The organism is Streptomyces massasporeus (genome assembly GCF_014648995.1).
Taxonomy (GTDB): domain Bacteria; phylum Actinomycetota; class Actinomycetes; order Streptomycetales; family Streptomycetaceae; genus Streptomyces; species Streptomyces massasporeus.
On sequence record NZ_BMSE01000002.1, the window covers coordinates 581,882 to 597,040 of the forward strand.

Sequence of the window (15,159 nt, forward strand, 5' to 3'; positions counted from 1 at the left end):
ATCGGCCGTCAAATTCTCACGGCCCCCCATCCCTAGATGGGGCCGGGACGAGAAACTTCGCCGACATCGATACCAACACCGAAAAGGAAAGGGCTATGAACCCTGTCTATGATGCCATTTACAAGATCGGCGACGACATTCAATTCCTCCCCGTCATTCGCTGGACCGAAGACGGGAAGCCCCTGGTCGTCGACGAGGCCACCGGCCAGTTGGTCGAAGCGCGGTCGCTCCCTGGATTTGTCCAGCTGGCCGAGAACCGCCACTGGCGCTTCAAGGCCCGCTCTGGGCGCCCTGAGACCAAGGGTGGGCGGTGGCCGAGGTGATGGCCGCAGCCTTTCCTCCGGGGTCGCCAGAGGCAAACCTGGTCCACTTCGCCGTGATGGCGGTCTTGTCGAGCGACCCAGCCCGATTTGCGCGACGACTGAACCTCGTCCAAAGGCAGGAACTACGGCACATCGCCGATGAACTCGTCCAGCGGAAGACAGAAATGCGTCCGGACTCGGACACTGGGCGACACTTGATAAGTGCAGCAGATACCGCCGAAATCCTTCGGGTGACAGCGCGGACAGTTACGCGCAGGGCAGTCCAACTGGGCGGCACCCAGATTGGCGGCCGGTGGTTTTTCGACAAGGCCTATGTGCTGGAGAAGGCGAGAGAGGTAAACGGGTATGGAGCGTAAGACCTACGAGGCGGCGGACGTTGAGCTCAAATCGACCGGTACCAGGGGTGAAGTATTGGCGGCGTTCTCAATTTTCAACGAAGTCGACAGCGATGCGGACGTTGTGCTGCCGGAGGCGATACCTCACGGAATTGAGGTCCCCATGTCAGCCTTCAACCATAAGAGTTGGGAGGGGGCGCTACCCGTCGGCAAGGGAGTTGTTAGCGTCGACAGCCGGCGAGCGACGTTTACTGCGAAGTTCTTCGATACGACGGGCGGGCGGGACACTTACGAGACCCTGCGGCAACTCGGTCCTTTGGCACAGTGGAGCTGGGGATTCGACGTAACCGAAAGCGAACGCGGCACGTTCGAAGGCCGCCGCGTCAGATTCATCAAGAGGGTGCGGCTCTACGAGGTTAGTCCCGTTCTCGTCGGCGCGAACCAGAACACGCGCACCCTGGCTATCAAGAGCGCGGATGCCACTCGCGCCGATCTGCTGCGGATCCGGGAGAACCTGTACCGCGAGGTGCTGGCCGATTCCAAGCGTCGTTTCGAGGACGACTGCCGCCGTGAAGCTATGCAGAGTGAGGTGGAGCGTTTGCACGACAACTACGTCAAGGCCGTGGGCGTCGGCTACAGCTACGACCGCGAATCGATCGTGCCGGGGGCGGTCCGCGCCGCCGCACGTGCCGCCGTCGGCGTCTATGCCGCTGAACTTGGTCTTGACCGTAACCAAATCAGGATTCGTTGGTTCTCGGCGGAGGATGACACGGGCGCAGCGATGAAGGGCGAGTTCGTTGATTTCTGGTCGGAGAGGCCACTCCTCGGACGGTGCCGTCCCAAGATGACACCCAATGTCATCGAACTCAACTCCTCCCTTACGGAAGACGACTGCTGGAACGTCGTTCCCCATGAGTTGAAGCATCTCTCTGACCCCGAAGCGTCAGAAGAGGACGTGCGTCTTTACGAGAGCCGGGTACGGCTGGAACGGATGGGTTACTCAGCATGAATAACATCGACGACCGGCGGCGCGGCCCGTCGAAGACGGAACTCAAGCAGCAGGAACTCCGCGAGGTGTTGCACCTCTCAGAGGACTTGCACGAACTCGAATCCAACGCCCGAACCCTGCTGCGCAGCGTACTGCTCAACAGGGATATCCCGGAGACGCAGTACCTCATCGACGTGGTGAGGCGCGCGAAGGAAATCTATCTGACCGAGGGGCGATGACGATGCGAACTCCCCAACAAAACAAGTCCGTTCGTGCGCCGAGGACCAAGGCCGGCGCCTCTGTCGCGTGCCCTAAGCCGGGGCCCTGTGGCGACGGCTGGGCCATCGACGGGAAGGGCGCCAACGCTGGTGTTGCCGTGGCATTTTACTGCCGGACCCATGGCCGTTCCGACCTGGTTCACGTCCGCCCTACGTCCGACCTCATAACGGAGGCGGAGGCGGCGGCCATTGCGGAACACGCGCCGCTCGTCGAGGCGGCCCAGAAGGCCGAATCCGAGGCCGAGACCGCATATGAGGCGGCGTCGAAAACCTGGGCGGACTCAGAGTTGGCTGTACGCGCCGCCGAGGCGCAGGACGCAGAGGCACGGTGGCGGGCGCAGCACGCGGGACAGCGGGCCTCGCAGCATCCCCAACTGGCCAGACTTCGGGGCGAACTCGCAAATCGGCGGGACGAGTTGAGGGAAGCGGAAAGGGCTTTGTCGAGGGCCAGGGGCAAGGCGGGGCAGGCAATGCGCGCTGCTGAACAGGCGCGGCGCGTTGCCCGAGATCGGGAGATATGGCCGGACGCGTGAGACGACGAGGGAAGCGGAAGAGCGTGCACCCCCCAACCTGCCCCCTCGGGAGTGGGCGGGTTGGGGGTGGGGTGCCCCCTTCCCATCCCCACCCACCCACTCGTTCCTATGCCTCTTCGTACCTTCTTCAGTCTTGAATCAACAATCAAATTCAATCACAAATTGAAAAAACACCTAAAGGAAAAATAGTTTGATTTCGTTCGAGGTCGAGCGCGCCCCCCGGCTGCGGGGTACGGCGCGCTTAGGGATGGGGGGGGGAGGGGGGTCGACTCAATTTCAAGCCGCTCCGACCCGACCCGACCTCGAACGCGTTTTTTCCCGGACCCCAAAAAAGCTGGCTGGTTACTCGCGGCGTCGCATGGTTGGCGATGGCCCCAAGCCAGAGCAAGTCACGGTCTCGTGCCGTCATCATCCAGAGCAACGCTTGCAGCTTCGACAAATCTATCTATCACTTCGTCCAAACGCATCTGGCGCTCATGTATCTCCCGGAGGACTTCCGCGAGGGCCTCTCGCCCCGGGAATCGGCGTTCGGATGGTAGCGCCGCCATTGAACCCATTACTGCGAAAGAGCTATTGCAGACGCTTTTTGCGGCTGCGCCTATATCAGCTGGCCCGCCAGCCAGTTGGACGCGCGTAAGGATTTTCTCTATCTTGCCGTGGAGAGTGTATGATTCCATTATTAGGCTATCGGTTTCCTGATTTCCTCCCTCTCGGACGAGTTGCCTAAATTCTTCTTCATTCTGCGGCATAGGTCCGATCGATAAATGTGTGGCATGGGCGGCGTGAGTCCTTGCGGCGTCGATGAACTCCTCGTAGACGGCCTGCCGCGCGTCCCGCCGCTGCCGACGGTGCTCGGCCCGTGCTGCGATCTTCGCCTGTTCGCGTGCCGACCACCCCGTGGCGAACGCCGCCCCCGTCGTCGCAACCGCACCCGCCAGCGCACCCAACACTGCCGCCAACCCAGCATCCATACGGGAGAGTTTGGCACTGCCCTGCTGAACCGCACGGACGAGTCGTCCCAGCAGTCCAAGTTTGCCTACGTCAACCGTCCCGGCTCGCGTACACGTTCGGAGTAACGCTCCGTCAACCCCGTAGGAAAACATGCAGGTTGACGCCTATCACTCGAACGGGTGAATGGTGAGTAACAGCACATAAGTCCATTTGGATTCGCTCTACTGGCCGGTAGCCGTAGATGATCCTCGTCACCTCGCCAGTGACGGTGGGGCGGTCCGACGGACGCCGAGTCCTGCCGCTGTCCGGATCACGGGTGACATATGAGATCGGCAGGAGTGGGGGACCCAAGCATGACGGGTCGCTCGGAGCGATCTTTCCGAGCAGCCCTTGGGGTGAAGCCGCAGACGTGCGGCCGGGCAACTTCGCCAGCCCGAATCCGACAGGTCATCCTTCACAGGCGGCTGCAGAAGGTGAAGGTTGCACATGTGTGCGACGCAGAACGGCCCGCAGGTCTCGGGGTCTGAGGCGGTTTCCGGTTCCGGTGGCGGGAGCGGAGACAATGACCGCGAGGCTAAGCAGATCCGGAAGTTCGAAGCGGTGATCATCATCCTGGTGGGGATCATCGGCGGAGGCTTCGCGGGCGTCGTCCGTCGGACGATGGATCATGCCTCGTACTACGAGGCCATCAGCACGGGAGTTGTGGGTGCGATCGTGCTGTCCGGTTTCATCATCGGAATCATCAAGTACATCCGCAACCAGTCTTGACCAGGCCGTACATGCGTAGTTCCACCTAGTCCCCTCCACTGCCAGGGGGCATTGAGATCATGGTCTTCACGGCGATCCCGTAACAGACCTTCAGGCCGCAAGAGGGGTCTCGGCGCACAACGTCGGGGCCCCTTCCTCTTTGGAGGCCAACGAAGGTCGGATGAAACCGTCACGCTGTCGTACAAGCTGGCTTGATCTTCAGCCCAGGGTGCCGAGAGCCCGGGTGATCCGCAGTCTCGCGTTGGCGCCGTGTACCGCGATCCTGGACAGCTCGGCGAACGCCTTCAGGTACATGCGGATCTCGCCGGGAGTCGTGATGTTGACCTCCGCCGTCAGCGTCTCGACCGCCACCTGTCCGTCGTCGAAGGCATAGAAGGCCTCCAGCGGCCACACGGTTCGGCGGGCCGTGAAGGGGATGATCCCGAGGGACACATTCGGCCGGGACATGATCTCCAGCAGATACCGGAGCTGTCCCGCCATCGCAGCGTCGTCGCAGACCCGGTAGTAGAGCACCGCCTCTTCGAGCAGCAGGGCGAACCGGTGGTTGCCCTCGTGGACGACGCGAGAGCGGTTCAGGCGCGCCTGAACGGCATCGGCCACGTCATCGGGGGTGCCCTGAAAGTCCGTGATGGACCGCAGGAGCCCTGTCGCGTAGTCGGCGGTCTGGAGCATGCCGGGCACCAGGTTCGAGGCGTAGACGCGGAAATGGGCTGTCCGCTCGTAGAGCGGCAGAGTCTTCTCGTGGACGCGACGCATGCCGTCCCTGTGGATCTGCCGCCATTGCACGTACATCGACTCGGCAGTGCGGGAGGCGGCGATCAGATCCGTCGCCTGATCCTCCGCGCCACACGCCCTGCACCACGCCCGTATGTCGGCATCGGACGGAGCGGTCTTGGCACGGGCGATGCGGGATGCCTTCGACTTGTGCCAGCCGCACCGCGTCGCCAGTTCAAGCCCACTGAGCCCGGCGTCCCTCCGGATCTCGTCCAGGCGAGCAGCGATAGCGGCACGGGCAGCCTGCGCGGTGGACAGCGGGGACGTGGACATGAACTGGCGTACCGGCTTCTCAGATGGCGTACTTCTCGTGCGGGATGGCCCGCTCCCAGACGGCGTCGAACGCGGTGGCACATAGGCGAGCAACCGCCGGCTCGTTGGTCTCGTCGGTGTGCACCCAACGCCCGTCGCCGTCGAAGATGTTGAACTGCACGATACGACCGTCGAAGAGCCAGAAGTCGTTCCCCGGAAGGGTGAGGTCGGAAGCCTGCCGCCTCGGGAGCCAGCGGATCTCCTCGCCTGCGGCGACGTTGGTGAACGTGAACGAGTGCTCGTACCGGATGTACTCGCTGTGTGGCTCACCTACGATCCTCGCGCGGCGCATAACAACGCCCTTGGCGGTGACCTCCTGGACGAGGTCGAGCCAGGGGCGCCACCACGACTCGCGGTCTTCCGGGTCGAGCCGGTGACCCTGCTTCCACGCCGCGAAGCCCTCATCCTCGTTGGAGATCGCGTATGTGTCCCGCATCTCCAGGTGCACAGCGGAGTGCTTCACGGACCGGATCAAGTCCGCAAAGCTACTGAGGCTTTGCGCCATCAAGTGCCTCCCTTAGCAGCGGGATCATGCGCTGCGGTAGCCGGATTACTCCCTCATGCTCCGGGAGCGGACTGTCCTGGACGGTCCGGGCGACCGTGTCGGCATCGGCCGTGACGCCCTGGATGACAAGGTCTCGCGTCTCCTCGTCCACCCACACGGCCGGACAACCGTGATCTCCGGACTCCGGATCTTTGCCGACGAACCGTAGCTGCATTGCCTCTCCCAACGTCGAGTCGGTTGCTGCCGGTTGCACGGTGAGCCTCACCTGGTTGGAAGGGCTGGTCAAGGATGCTCATGCCCTCGTGCAACCGCGTGCAACTTCGTGGACCGCCCATCTCCCGGCTTCCTACAGTCGTATCTGGAGTCACACGAGTCGGGGAGACACGATGGCAGCCACGCGCCACAAGACCACCCAGGAACCGCCCGTAGTACTGCCGATCGGCCTGGACGCCTGGTTGCTGGACTGTGCGCCGGTCAGTGACTGCACGACGTGTCAGTCCGAATGGCGGAAGCTGAACACGGCGAAGAAAGCAGGCCGCATCGCCCAGGCCGCCCGGCACGCCACTGCGGTCAGGGATCATGCCGGGGGCGCGCACTCGTGACCATGGACATGGATACGTACAGGGACGGCCGCAGGCAGGCCACCGATGCTGCGGAGGCCATCAGGGCGGCCTTGGCCGCTCTCGGCCTTCCCGAGCGCGTGTGGGGCAGCGTGCGCCCGATGGTGACCCACAGCGGCAAGCCGTACGTCCACCTGGGCATGGTGCGCGCCGACGTGGCCGAGCGAATGGCCGAGGCTATGCAGGCCCCGGCGGAGCGTGCTGAAGCCGTTCAGGCGGCTCCGCCGAGTGGTGGTCCCCACCCCCACACGGTCTAACGCCAGAGGCGACCCCCAGTCGAGTCACATAGCGTCGCGATCGGTGACTCTATGCGACTCACAGGAGGTCAGCATGCGAACAGCGTCATCCCGCAGTGACAAACCGCGAATACGGCCGACTCGCCGGATCGCCCTAATGGCCGCCGCCAGTCTGGCGGCGGGCTCCCTGGTCCTCTCATCCGGACTCCCGGCCATGGCCCAGACGCCCGAACCCACGCCGTCCGACGAGCACACCACTACTTCCCCGACGCCGAGCCCTTCGACGCCCACGCCGGAACACACGACTGCATCGCCGACGGCGCCCAGCCCGTCAACACCCGCCGCGCGCCCGCCCTCGGTGCCCCCGTCGCCACCGACGCCCGCGCTGCCACCGACGCCCCCACGGCCATCCGGTGAAACGACACACACGGTGGTGCCTGGAGACACCCTGTGGGGCATCGCAACGAGGTTCCTCGGCTCTGGCCCTCAGTGGCCGACCATCTACGACACGAACCAATCGGCGATCGAACAGGCTGCCAGGAATCATGGGCACCCATCGAGTCGTCGTGGCGGGCTGATCTTTCCGGGCACGACCCTGCGCGTGCGGCACGAGGAAAGACGGGGGTTGTTCCACTACCTGACTCGCCAGCAGCAGCAGGTCGTGAGCTGCACGGCCGACATCCTCATTCTGCGCCGAGCAGGAGGCTCCCCCAGCGCGTTGCGCAGCGCCCTGACTAAGAGCGCTGCAGGAAGGGCTCTCAATGCCGCCGAGAGGCGGGCCCTCAATGCAGCCGAGAAGCTGCTGGGCGTCGTCGGAGGCTGCGAGGATTTGCTCTCCGAGGCTGGGGGCTTGGTGGGCATCCTGCGCGAGGGCCTGGAGTCCCAGGAAGGTGGGCTGCTTGCCATCGTGCGCGACGCTGCAACGACAGATTCGGTGCTTGCGCGGACACTGAACGACGCGCTGACACGCTATAACGGGCTCCAGTGCGTCAGGTCCATCCGCGATGTGGCCGTCGCCGTGGGGACGTCCAACCGCCCCGAGGCACTGCCGAGCGGACTAGAAGCTGTGCGCGGTGTGTTCACGAGCTGCGAAGAAGCGGCGAACGGGTTCAGTGAGTCCCTCAGCCGTCCGGAGCGATTCATCGTTCCCTGACGACCGTGTCGAGACGGCCCCACGGGCCGACTCTTTGGGCACCTCAGCTCGAAGGGTCGGCCCGTCGCATTGCTAGGTCGGCTTGACTAAGTCGGCGACCGCCGCTTCGCCGACCTGCGCGACCTCGTACGGCCATGAGGAGCCTCCCGGGCCCGCCGGTGCGGCAGGACGAGCCCGCGTCCGGGCTCCGTCCCACCCGGTCGCCCGTGCACGCCTCCTCCGGCACCCGTCTCGGCACCGCCCGGCCACGCCAGGAGGGCCCGACCGACCTGCGGCTCGTACCACCCGCCCTCGCGGCCTGGGGCACGGCGGCGCTGGTCCTGGACGCGCATCCGGCGTGGGCGTTCGGCCTCGTGATCGGCTGCCTGGTGGCCGTCGGACTGCTGCCGTTGGCCCGGCGGGCCCGCGGGGCGCGGGTGGCGTCATGGCCGCGCGCCTCCGCCGCCGCCCTGCTGCTGTGTGTCGCGGCGGCTGCCGCCTCGGCAGGGCTGCACGGGGCGGATCTGCGCCGGGGTCCGGTGCCCGGCCTGGCGCGGGAGTACGCGACGGTGACGGCCGAGGTCGAGCTCTCGTCCGACCCTCGGCTCACCCGGCCCAAGGTCAGGGGCGATCACGTGGCCCCGACGGCCGTGCTGATCGACGCCGATGTGCTGCGCGTCCAGGAGGCGGGCGGCACAGCGGTGACGACACGGGCGCCGGTGCTGGTGATCGTGGACGTGGACGCGGCTCCGCCCGGTCGGGTCGCCGATGGGCGGGGCCGGTCACCGTGGCTCGGTCTGCTGCCGTCGACGCGGCTGCGGGTCAGTGCGCGGCTGGCACCCTCGATGACGGGCGGCGACCGCGTCGCGGCCGTGCTGCGGGTGCGGGACCAGAGCGAACCGGAGGTGGTGGGAGAGCCCTCGGGGCCGCAGCGGCTCGCCGGGCGGCTGCGCGCCGGGCTGCGGGAGGCGACCGACGGGCTGCCGGCGGACCCTCGGGCGCTGCTGCCCGGCCTGGTGATCGGGGACACCTCGCGGATCACTCCGGAGCTGGAGGAGGCGTTCAAGGAGACCGACCTCACGCACACGCTGGCCGTGTCCGGGGCCAACTTCACGATCCTCCTCGCGCTGCTGCTCGGCCCGCCGGGCCTGGCGCAGCACGTCGAGCGGCGGGGCCTCGCGCCCCGGCTCGGCATCTCCCTGCGCGGGACGGCGGTGCTCGGGGGCGTGCTCTCGCTCGGGTTCGTCATCGTGTGCCGACCGGATCCGAGCGTGGTGCGCGCCGCGGCCTGCGGAGCCGTGGCGCTGCTCGCCCTGGCGACCGGCCGTCGGAGGTCGATGATCCCGGCGCTCGCGACGGCGGTCCTGCTGCTGGTGCTGTACGACCCGTGGCTGGCGCGGAGTTACGGATTCCTGCTGTCCGTCGTGGCGACCGGCGCCCTGCTCACACTCGCGCCGCGCTGGAGCGCCGGACTCCGGCGGCGCGGAGTACCGCCGCGACTGGCCGAGGCGCTGGGCGCCGCCGCGGCCGCGCAGGCCCTGTGCGCGCCCATCGTCGCCGTGCTGTCGGCGCGGGTGAGTCTGGTGGCGGTGCCCTGCAATCTGCTCGCGGAGTTCGCGATCGCGCCGGCGACGGTGCTGGGGTTCGCGGCGCTGGCCACGGCGCCGGTGGCGATGCCGGTGGCCGAGGCCCTCGCGTGGTGCGCGCACTGGCCCGCCGGATGGATCGCGCGGATCGCCCGGGCGGGGGCGGCGCTGCCGGGCGGGGGAGTGGACTGGCCGGGCAGTTGGGCGGGCGCGGCGCTGCTCCTGGCCGCGACCCTGGTCGTGGTGCTCATCGGACGGCGGCTGCTCGGGCATCCCTGGTGGTGCGCGGCCTGCGGACTGCTGCTGGCGCTGGTGGTGGTGCAGCCGCCGCCGCTGACCCGGGCGGTCACGGGCTGGCCGCCGCCGGGCTGGCGGCTGGTGATGTGTGATGTGGGGCAGGGCGACGCCATGGTGCTCGCGGCGGGTGAGGGGACCGGCGTGGTGGTGGACGCCGGGCCCGACCCGCAACTCGTCGACCACTGTCTGCGCTCACTGGGCATCAGCAGGATCCCGCTGGTCGTGCTCACCCACTTTCACGCCGATCACGTGGCCGGCCTGCCCGGGGTGCTGCGTGGCCGGGCCGTGGGCGCGATCGAGACGACGGGGTTCGAAGAGCCCGCCGACCAGGCCGCGTTCGTGCGGAGACTGGCGGCGGCGCGGCGGATCCCCGTGACGCGGGCGGCGGCCGGGGAGGGGCGGCGGACGGGGGAGTTGTCCTGGCAGGTGGTGTGGCCGCCCCCGAGTCCGCCGCCGGACTCGCCTCCGTGGAGACCGCCGGGGGCACCTCCGGGAGTCCTTCCGGTCCATCCGCCTTCGCCGGAGGGGCCGAACGACGCCAGCGTCGCCATGCTGGTCCGCACGGCCGGACTGCGCCTGCTGCTCCTGGGAGACCTGGAGCCCCCGGCGCAGCGTGCGCTGGCGAGATCACCCGCGGCCGAGGCACTGGAGGGTGTGGACGTCCTGAAGGTGGCCCACCACGGCTCTGCCTACCAGGACCCAGGGCTCATACGCCGGGCGGCCCCGCGGCTGGCCCTCATCTCCTGCGGCGAGGACAACTCCTACGGGCACCCGGCGCCCGGCACCGTCGCGGCGCTGCGCGCCGGGGGCGCGGCGGTGCTGCGGACGGACCGGGACGGCGCGCTCGCGGTCGCAGGAGAGGGCGGAGAGCTGAGGGTGGCGCGAGACTGAGGGCATGAACTCAGCACAGGTTGATGCCTATCTCCGCCGACTGGGAGCCGAGCACCCGGCGTGGCCCACCGTCGACGCGCTGCGCGAACTGCACCTGCGTCACCTGCGGACCGTGCCGTTCGAGAACCTGTCGATCCATCTGGGCGAGGAGATCGTGCTGGAGGAGAAGCGGCTGCTGGACAAGGTGGTGGGCGCGCGGCGGGGCGGGTTCTGCTACGAACTCAACGGCTCCTTCGGGGCGTTGCTCGCGGCACTGGGGTACGACGTGGCGCTGCTGGCGGCGCGGGTGTACGGGGAGGAGGGGCGGCTCGGGATCCCGTACGACCATCTCGCGCTGCGGGTACGGACGGTGGACGGGGGTGACTGGCTGGCCGATGTCGGGTTCGGGGCGCACAGCCACCTTCCGCTGGCGTTCGGGGACCGGGGTGAGCAGAAGGACCCTGGGGGCACGTTCCGGATCGTCGAGGCGGGGCCGGACGCGGCCGGGGTGCGCGGCGGGCACGGCACGGTGGAGGCGGCGGACCTGGACGTGTTCCGGGACGGCAGAGCGCAGTACCGCCTGGAGACGCGGCCGCGGGTGCTCGGTGACTTCGTGGCCGGGGCGTGGTGGCACAGCACGTCGTCGGTGTCGCATTTCACGCGGTCGCTGGTCTGTTCGCGGGTGACGGAGGAGGGAGGGCGGATCACGCTCAGTGGGCGCAAACTCACGGTGACGGCGGCCGACGGGACGCGGGAGGAGCGGGAGCTGGAGGCGGACGAGGAGATCCTCGGGGTGTACCGGGAGCGGTTCGGGATCGAGCTCGACAAGGTGCCGGCGCTGCGAAATCCCGCGTAGACATCCATTCCGGCCACACGGGGCTACTCGTGTGTAGTACCAGCACATGTGCTGGATTCCCGTGATGTGGTCCCGTGTTGCCCCGAAAGCCTCACCGGTGGTCGAATGCTCCTTCGGTAAGTGTGATCAACAGTGATCAACAGGCGATTTCGAGCCACTCAGGGAGTCGTGGATGATCGGCCGCTGGCGGGGAAGCCGCACCGACCGGGTGCAACGAACGAGTCCCCTGGCGGCGGTGCCGACCCCGCCCAGTGCGGGGGTGCTGGCCTGCCGGGTGCTGGACCCGGTCAACGAGCCGGTCAGACACGCGGAGTTCGCGGTCACGGACGCCGTGGGGCGGCCGGTGGTCAGCGGGGGAGCGGATCCGTACGGGTCGTTCGTGACGACCGTGCCCGCCGGGGAGTACCGGCTCGCGGTGTCGGCGGAGGGATACACGCCGTACCGGGCGACCACGCAGGTCGCCGAGAACGCGCTCGCGTCGCTCGGGGACGTGACGCTGCAGGTGGCCCGGCCGCCGGAGCTTCCCGATGCCGGTGACTGGGACATCGAGTCGGCGCACTCCTCGATCGGCTTCACCGCGCGGCACATCGGACTGGCCCGGATCCACGGGCGGTTCAAGTCGTTCGCGGGGGTCATACGCGTCGCCGATCCGGTGGAGCGGTCGGCGATGCACGTGGTGATCGACGCGGCGTCCATCGACACCGACATGAGGATGCGCGACGACCATCTGCGCTCGGCGGACTTCCTGGACGTCGAGAACTTCCCGACGCTGGAGTTCTACAGCGAACGGTTCGTGCACAAGGGCGGCAACCGGTGGGCCGTGACCGGGGCGCTGACGCTGCACGGCGTGACACGGACGGTCACGCTGGACACGGAGTACCTGGGGCTGGGCAACGGCATGGAGGGAGAGGTGCGGGCGGCCTGCCGGGCCACGACCGAGCTGCACCGGGACGACTTCACCGTGAGCTGGCAGACCATGCTGGCGCGGGGCATCGCGGTCGTGGGGCCGAGCATCAGGGTCGACCTCGATGTGCAGGTCGTCCGCAAGGGCTGAGCGGCCGGGCCGCGAGGCGGTGTCGGACAATGTCCGGCGTGAGTGATGTGCGACATGTGCTGGTGCTGCCCGACCGTGACGCCGCGGAAGAGGTGGTGGAGGCGCTGCGGGAGCGGTTCGGGGTCGTCGAGGAGCCGCAGCTGGTGCGGGACGCGCTGGCCGGCGAGGACGACGCCGAGGACGCGCAGTGGCTGGTCGTCCTGCGGGACGAGGACGAGCGGCTGGATCCCGCGGAGCTGGACGGGCTGGCCGGCGAGTGGGAGGGCTGGCGGGAGGAGCCGTAGCGGCTCCCTGTCCCGCGTGCGCGCACGGACCGGCCCGCGTGCGCGCACGGCGCGGTCCATGAGGACCCCCGCCCGGTCCGTCGGGGTCCGTTGTCAGTGGCGCGTGGGATGCTTGGCGCGATGGCCAGGAAGACTGCGAATGACGACCCCCTCGCCCCGGTGACGCTCGCCGTGGGCCAGGAGGACCTGCTCCTCGACCGTGCCGTGCAGGAGGTGGTGGCCGCCGCGAAGGCCTCCGACGCCGACACGGACGTACGGGACCTGACCCCGGACCAGGTGCAGCCCGGCACGCTCGCCGAGCTGACGAGCCCGTCGCTCTTCGCGGAGCGCAAGGTCGTGGTCGTACGCAACGCGCAGGATCTGTCGGCCGACACGATCAAGGACGTGAAGGCGTACCTCGGTGCCCCCGCCGAGGAGATCACCCTGGTGCTGCTGCATGCCGGCGGGGCCAAGGGCAAGGGGCTGCTCGACGCCGCGCGCAAGGCCGGGGCGCGTGAGGTGGCCTGCCCGAAGATGACGAAGCCGGCGGACCGGCTGGCGTTCGTGCGGGGCGAGTTCAGGACCACGGGGCGATCCGCCACGCCGGAGGCGTGCCAGACGCTCGTCGACGCGATCGGAAGCGATCTGCGGGAGCTGGCCTCGGCGGTGTCGCAGCTGGTCGCGGACGTCGAGGGGACGATCGACGAGGCGGTCGTCGGACGGTACTACACCGGGCGGGCCGAGGCGTCGAGCTTCACCGTCGCCGACCGGGCGGTCGAGGGGCGGGCGGCGGAGGCCCTGGAGGCGCTGCGCTGGTCGCTGGCGACCGGGGTCGCGCCGGTACTGATCACGAGCGCGCTCGCACAGGGAGTCCGGGCGATCGGGAAGCTGTCCTCGGCCCGCGGGGGCCGCCCGGCCGACCTCGCGCGGGAGCTGGGCATGCCGCCGTGGAAGATCGACCGGGTGCGGCAGCAGATGCGCGGCTGGACTCCGGACGGGGTGTCGATCGCGCTGCGCGCCGTGGCCGAGGCGGACGCGGGGGTGAAGGGCGGCGGCGACGACCCCGAGTACGCGCTGGAGAAGGCGGTGGTCACCATCGCCAGGGCGGCCCGCTCCAGGGGACGCGGCTAGCGGGATCCGGGCCGATCGGCCCCAGGCCTCGGCGGCACCTTGCTCCACGGGCCGTCCCGGTACGGCTTCAGGGCCCGCCCCGCGATGGGCCTTCCCTCTGCGCCTCGTTCCAGGCCCCGCCCCTCCACGGGCCGTCCCCGTACGGCTCACTTCAGGGCCCGCCCCGCGATGGGCCTTCCCTCTGCCCCTCGTTCCAGGGCCCGCCCCCTCCATGGGCTCGCCCGACACGGCTCGCTCCGTGAGCCGCCCGCCTCAGAACACCGGCTCCCCCATCCCCAGCAGGTTCCCCTCGCTGTCGTGGAACCAGGCGCCGCGTTCGCCCCGTGCGCCCTTGCTCGGGTAGTTGCCCTCGATCTCGGCGATCCCGCCCCGGGTCCGCAAGCCGGGGGCGTCGACCTCCTCGAAGACCACGCCGCGCCGCTTCAGCTCGGCGACCGCCGCCTCGATGTCCTCGACCTCCAACGCCATCTGCGTGAAGGTGCCGGGCGAGGCTCCCGTCGACCGGAACAGTACGAACTCCGCGTCGCCGCAGCGGTAGAGCAGCCCGCCGGGGCGTTCGTCCACGGGGTCCAGACCGAGTTTCTCCGAGTAGAAGCGCCGCGCCCGCTCCAGGTCCTGGGCGGGGAGCCTGGTCGCCGCGCGGACCAGGGCCGGCGCGCTCGTGTCGTCTGCGTCCATGTCTCCACTGTGCCGTGATCGAGTCGCCCTCCTCCTGCCGAAGAGGAGAATCGGGTGTATCAGCCGTACGTCGCCAAGTGACGGAGAGGTGGCGAGGGTCATGGCTGAACACCCGCATGCTGCGCTGGTCCGCAAGGGGTTCGAGGCCTTCTCGCGCGGTGACATGGACACCCTGCGGGAACTGATCGCCAAGGACGCGACACATCACGTGCCCGGCAGTCACCCGCTCTCGGGTGACTTCAAGGGCCAGGACGCGATCATGGACATGTACCGGCGGCTGGGCGAGGAGACCGCCGGATCGATGCGTCTGGAGATGCTCGGCATCGCCGTCGACGGCCGGGGGCACGCGGTCGGCATGTGCAGGTTCACGGCCGAGCGGCAGGGCAGGAAGCTGGACGACACCGGCTGCATCGTCTTCCGGATCGTCGGCGACAAGGTCACCGACCTCGACGAGTGCGTCGAGGACATCGAGAAGAACAACGAGTTCTGGTCCTGAACAGGCCGAAGGCCCCGCCGGCCGCCCTGGGGAAGGGCGGAAAGCGGGGCCTTCGGTTCAAGCTGCGGGATCCGCGCCCGCGTGGCGAACGCAGGCCGCGCGCGGATCCGGGGGTGCCGGACGGGAGCGGATGAGAGAGGGCCCGCTCGATTCCCTCCGGCGTCACATCAGAT

At 68.5% G+C, this 15,159-nt stretch carries 17 protein-coding genes and 1 riboswitch; of the genes, 13 read left to right on the plus strand and 4 right to left on the minus strand.

Annotated features, from left to right (window positions below):
- Positions 1-95 precede the first annotated feature (95 nt).
- The 3 genes from IE153_RS07450 to IE153_RS07460 all read left to right on the plus strand — a co-directional run bounded on the left by IE153_RS07450 (position 96) and on the right by IE153_RS07460 (position 1,885).
- A complete protein-coding gene (locus IE153_RS07450) occupies positions 96-323 on the plus strand; it encodes a hypothetical protein (protein ID WP_189588946.1) in 228 nt (75 codons plus the stop codon).
- A 345-nt stretch (positions 324-668) separates the two neighbouring features.
- Positions 669-1,667, plus strand: a complete 999-nt coding sequence (locus IE153_RS07455; protein WP_189588947.1) for an HK97 family phage prohead protease — start codon at positions 669-671, stop codon at positions 1,665-1,667.
- Entirely contained in the window at positions 1,664-1,885 is a 222-nt protein-coding gene (locus IE153_RS07460; protein ID WP_189588948.1) for a hypothetical protein, read from the plus strand. The genes IE153_RS07455 and IE153_RS07460 overlap by 4 nt, the downstream gene beginning before the upstream one ends.
- Positions 1,886-2,846: 961 nt before the next feature.
- Here the strand turns inward: IE153_RS07460 and IE153_RS07465 are convergent.
- Positions 2,847-3,428 carry a hypothetical protein gene (locus IE153_RS07465; protein WP_189588949.1) on the minus strand — a complete coding sequence of 194 codons (582 nt, stop codon included), beginning with the start codon at positions 3,426-3,428 and terminating at the stop codon, positions 2,847-2,849.
- 269 nt (positions 3,429-3,697) lie between these two features.
- A riboswitch (cyclic di-AMP (ydaO/yuaA leader) is annotated at positions 3,698-3,886 on the plus strand.
- 8 nt (positions 3,887-3,894) lie between these two features.
- Here IE153_RS07465 and IE153_RS07470 point away from each other — a divergent pair.
- A complete protein-coding gene (locus IE153_RS07470) occupies positions 3,895-4,176 on the plus strand; it encodes a hypothetical protein (RefSeq protein ID WP_189588950.1) in 282 nt (93 codons plus the stop codon).
- 198 nt (positions 4,177-4,374) lie between these two features.
- Here the strand turns inward: IE153_RS07470 and IE153_RS07475 are convergent, their stop codons facing one another.
- Both IE153_RS07475 and IE153_RS07480 read right to left on the minus strand, forming a co-directional pair.
- Positions 4,375-5,223, minus strand: coding sequence for a helix-turn-helix domain-containing protein (locus IE153_RS07475; RefSeq protein ID WP_189588951.1), 849 nt, complete (start codon positions 5,221-5,223; stop codon positions 4,375-4,377).
- A gap of 19 nt (positions 5,224-5,242) precedes the next feature.
- A complete protein-coding gene (locus tag IE153_RS07480; RefSeq protein WP_189588952.1) occupies positions 5,243-5,767 on the minus strand; it encodes a DUF6879 family protein in 525 nt (174 codons plus the stop codon).
- Positions 5,768-6,153: 386 nt separating this feature from the next.
- On the opposite strand from IE153_RS07480, the gene IE153_RS07485 reads away from it, so the two are divergent.
- From IE153_RS07485 to holA, 8 genes are all read left to right on the plus strand, one after another.
- Complete coding sequence (locus tag IE153_RS07485) at positions 6,154-6,369, plus strand: hypothetical protein (protein ID WP_189588953.1); 216 nt, start codon at positions 6,154-6,156, stop codon at positions 6,367-6,369.
- 8 nt (positions 6,370-6,377) lie between these two features.
- Positions 6,378-6,644: a hypothetical protein gene (locus IE153_RS07490; protein ID WP_229828896.1), complete on the plus strand. Its 267-nt coding sequence runs from the start codon at positions 6,378-6,380 to the stop codon at positions 6,642-6,644.
- A gap of 412 nt (positions 6,645-7,056) precedes the next feature.
- Positions 7,057-7,776, plus strand: a complete 720-nt coding sequence (locus IE153_RS07495) for a LysM peptidoglycan-binding domain-containing protein (protein WP_189588955.1) — start codon at positions 7,057-7,059, stop codon at positions 7,774-7,776.
- A 134-nt stretch (positions 7,777-7,910) separates the two neighbouring features.
- Entirely contained in the window at positions 7,911-10,529 is a 2,619-nt protein-coding gene (locus IE153_RS07500) for a ComEC/Rec2 family competence protein (protein ID WP_189588956.1), read from the plus strand.
- A 4-nt stretch (positions 10,530-10,533) separates the two neighbouring features.
- Positions 10,534-11,364, plus strand: coding sequence for an arylamine N-acetyltransferase family protein (locus IE153_RS07505; protein ID WP_189588957.1), 831 nt, complete (start codon positions 10,534-10,536; stop codon positions 11,362-11,364).
- A gap of 172 nt (positions 11,365-11,536) precedes the next feature.
- Positions 11,537-12,418: a YceI family protein gene (locus IE153_RS07510; RefSeq protein ID WP_189588958.1), complete on the plus strand. Its 882-nt coding sequence runs from the start codon at positions 11,537-11,539 to the stop codon at positions 12,416-12,418.
- A gap of 38 nt (positions 12,419-12,456) precedes the next feature.
- Positions 12,457-12,702 carry a hypothetical protein gene (locus IE153_RS07515; RefSeq protein WP_097222973.1) on the plus strand — a complete coding sequence of 82 codons (246 nt, stop codon included), beginning with the start codon at positions 12,457-12,459 and terminating at the stop codon, positions 12,700-12,702.
- A 120-nt stretch (positions 12,703-12,822) separates the two neighbouring features.
- Positions 12,823-13,812 (plus strand): DNA polymerase III subunit delta, encoded by a 990-nt coding sequence (gene holA, locus IE153_RS07520; protein WP_189588959.1) that lies wholly within the window; start codon positions 12,823-12,825, stop codon positions 13,810-13,812.
- Positions 13,813-14,064: 252 nt separating this feature from the next.
- On the opposite strand, the gene IE153_RS07525 is transcribed toward holA, so the two are convergent.
- Positions 14,065-14,490 carry a VOC family protein gene (locus tag IE153_RS07525; protein ID WP_189588960.1) on the minus strand — a complete coding sequence of 142 codons (426 nt, stop codon included), beginning with the start codon at positions 14,488-14,490 and terminating at the stop codon, positions 14,065-14,067.
- Positions 14,491-14,590: 100 nt separating this feature from the next.
- Here IE153_RS07525 and IE153_RS07530 point away from each other — a divergent pair, with 100 nt between their 5' ends.
- On the plus strand, positions 14,591-14,986 hold the full coding sequence (locus tag IE153_RS07530) for a nuclear transport factor 2 family protein (protein WP_031103819.1): 396 nt from the start codon (positions 14,591-14,593) through the stop codon (positions 14,984-14,986).
- Positions 14,987-15,159 lie beyond the last annotated feature (173 nt).

Excerpts from the sequence above, each read along its gene's own strand:
- IE153_RS07450 (WP_189588946.1), top strand. The coding sequence starts at position 96 with ATGAACCCTGTCTATGATGCCATTTACAAGATCGGCGACGACATTCAA.
- IE153_RS07455 (WP_189588947.1), top strand. The coding sequence starts at position 669 with ATGGAGCGTAAGACCTACGAGGCGGCGGACGTTGAGCTCAAATCGACC.
- IE153_RS07460 (WP_189588948.1), top strand. The coding sequence starts at position 1,664 with ATGAATAACATCGACGACCGGCGGCGCGGCCCGTCGAAGACGGAACTC.
- IE153_RS07465 (WP_189588949.1), bottom strand. The coding sequence starts at position 3,428 with ATGGATGCTGGGTTGGCGGCAGTGTTGGGTGCGCTGGCGGGTGCGGTT.
- IE153_RS07470 (WP_189588950.1), top strand. The coding sequence starts at position 3,895 with ATGTGTGCGACGCAGAACGGCCCGCAGGTCTCGGGGTCTGAGGCGGTT.
- IE153_RS07475 (WP_189588951.1), bottom strand. The coding sequence starts at position 5,223 with ATGTCCACGTCCCCGCTGTCCACCGCGCAGGCTGCCCGTGCCGCTATC.
- IE153_RS07480 (WP_189588952.1), bottom strand. The coding sequence starts at position 5,767 with ATGGCGCAAAGCCTCAGTAGCTTTGCGGACTTGATCCGGTCCGTGAAG.
- IE153_RS07485 (WP_189588953.1), top strand. The coding sequence starts at position 6,154 with ATGGCAGCCACGCGCCACAAGACCACCCAGGAACCGCCCGTAGTACTG.
- IE153_RS07490 (WP_229828896.1), top strand. The coding sequence starts at position 6,378 with ATGGATACGTACAGGGACGGCCGCAGGCAGGCCACCGATGCTGCGGAG.
- IE153_RS07500 (WP_189588956.1), top strand. The coding sequence starts at position 7,911 with ATGAGGAGCCTCCCGGGCCCGCCGGTGCGGCAGGACGAGCCCGCGTCC.
- IE153_RS07505 (WP_189588957.1), top strand. The coding sequence starts at position 10,534 with ATGAACTCAGCACAGGTTGATGCCTATCTCCGCCGACTGGGAGCCGAG.
- IE153_RS07510 (WP_189588958.1), top strand. The coding sequence starts at position 11,537 with ATGATCGGCCGCTGGCGGGGAAGCCGCACCGACCGGGTGCAACGAACG.
- holA (WP_189588959.1), top strand. The coding sequence starts at position 12,823 with ATGGCCAGGAAGACTGCGAATGACGACCCCCTCGCCCCGGTGACGCTC.
- IE153_RS07525 (WP_189588960.1), bottom strand. The coding sequence starts at position 14,490 with ATGGACGCAGACGACACGAGCGCGCCGGCCCTGGTCCGCGCGGCGACC.
- IE153_RS07530 (WP_031103819.1), top strand. The coding sequence starts at position 14,591 with ATGGCTGAACACCCGCATGCTGCGCTGGTCCGCAAGGGGTTCGAGGCC.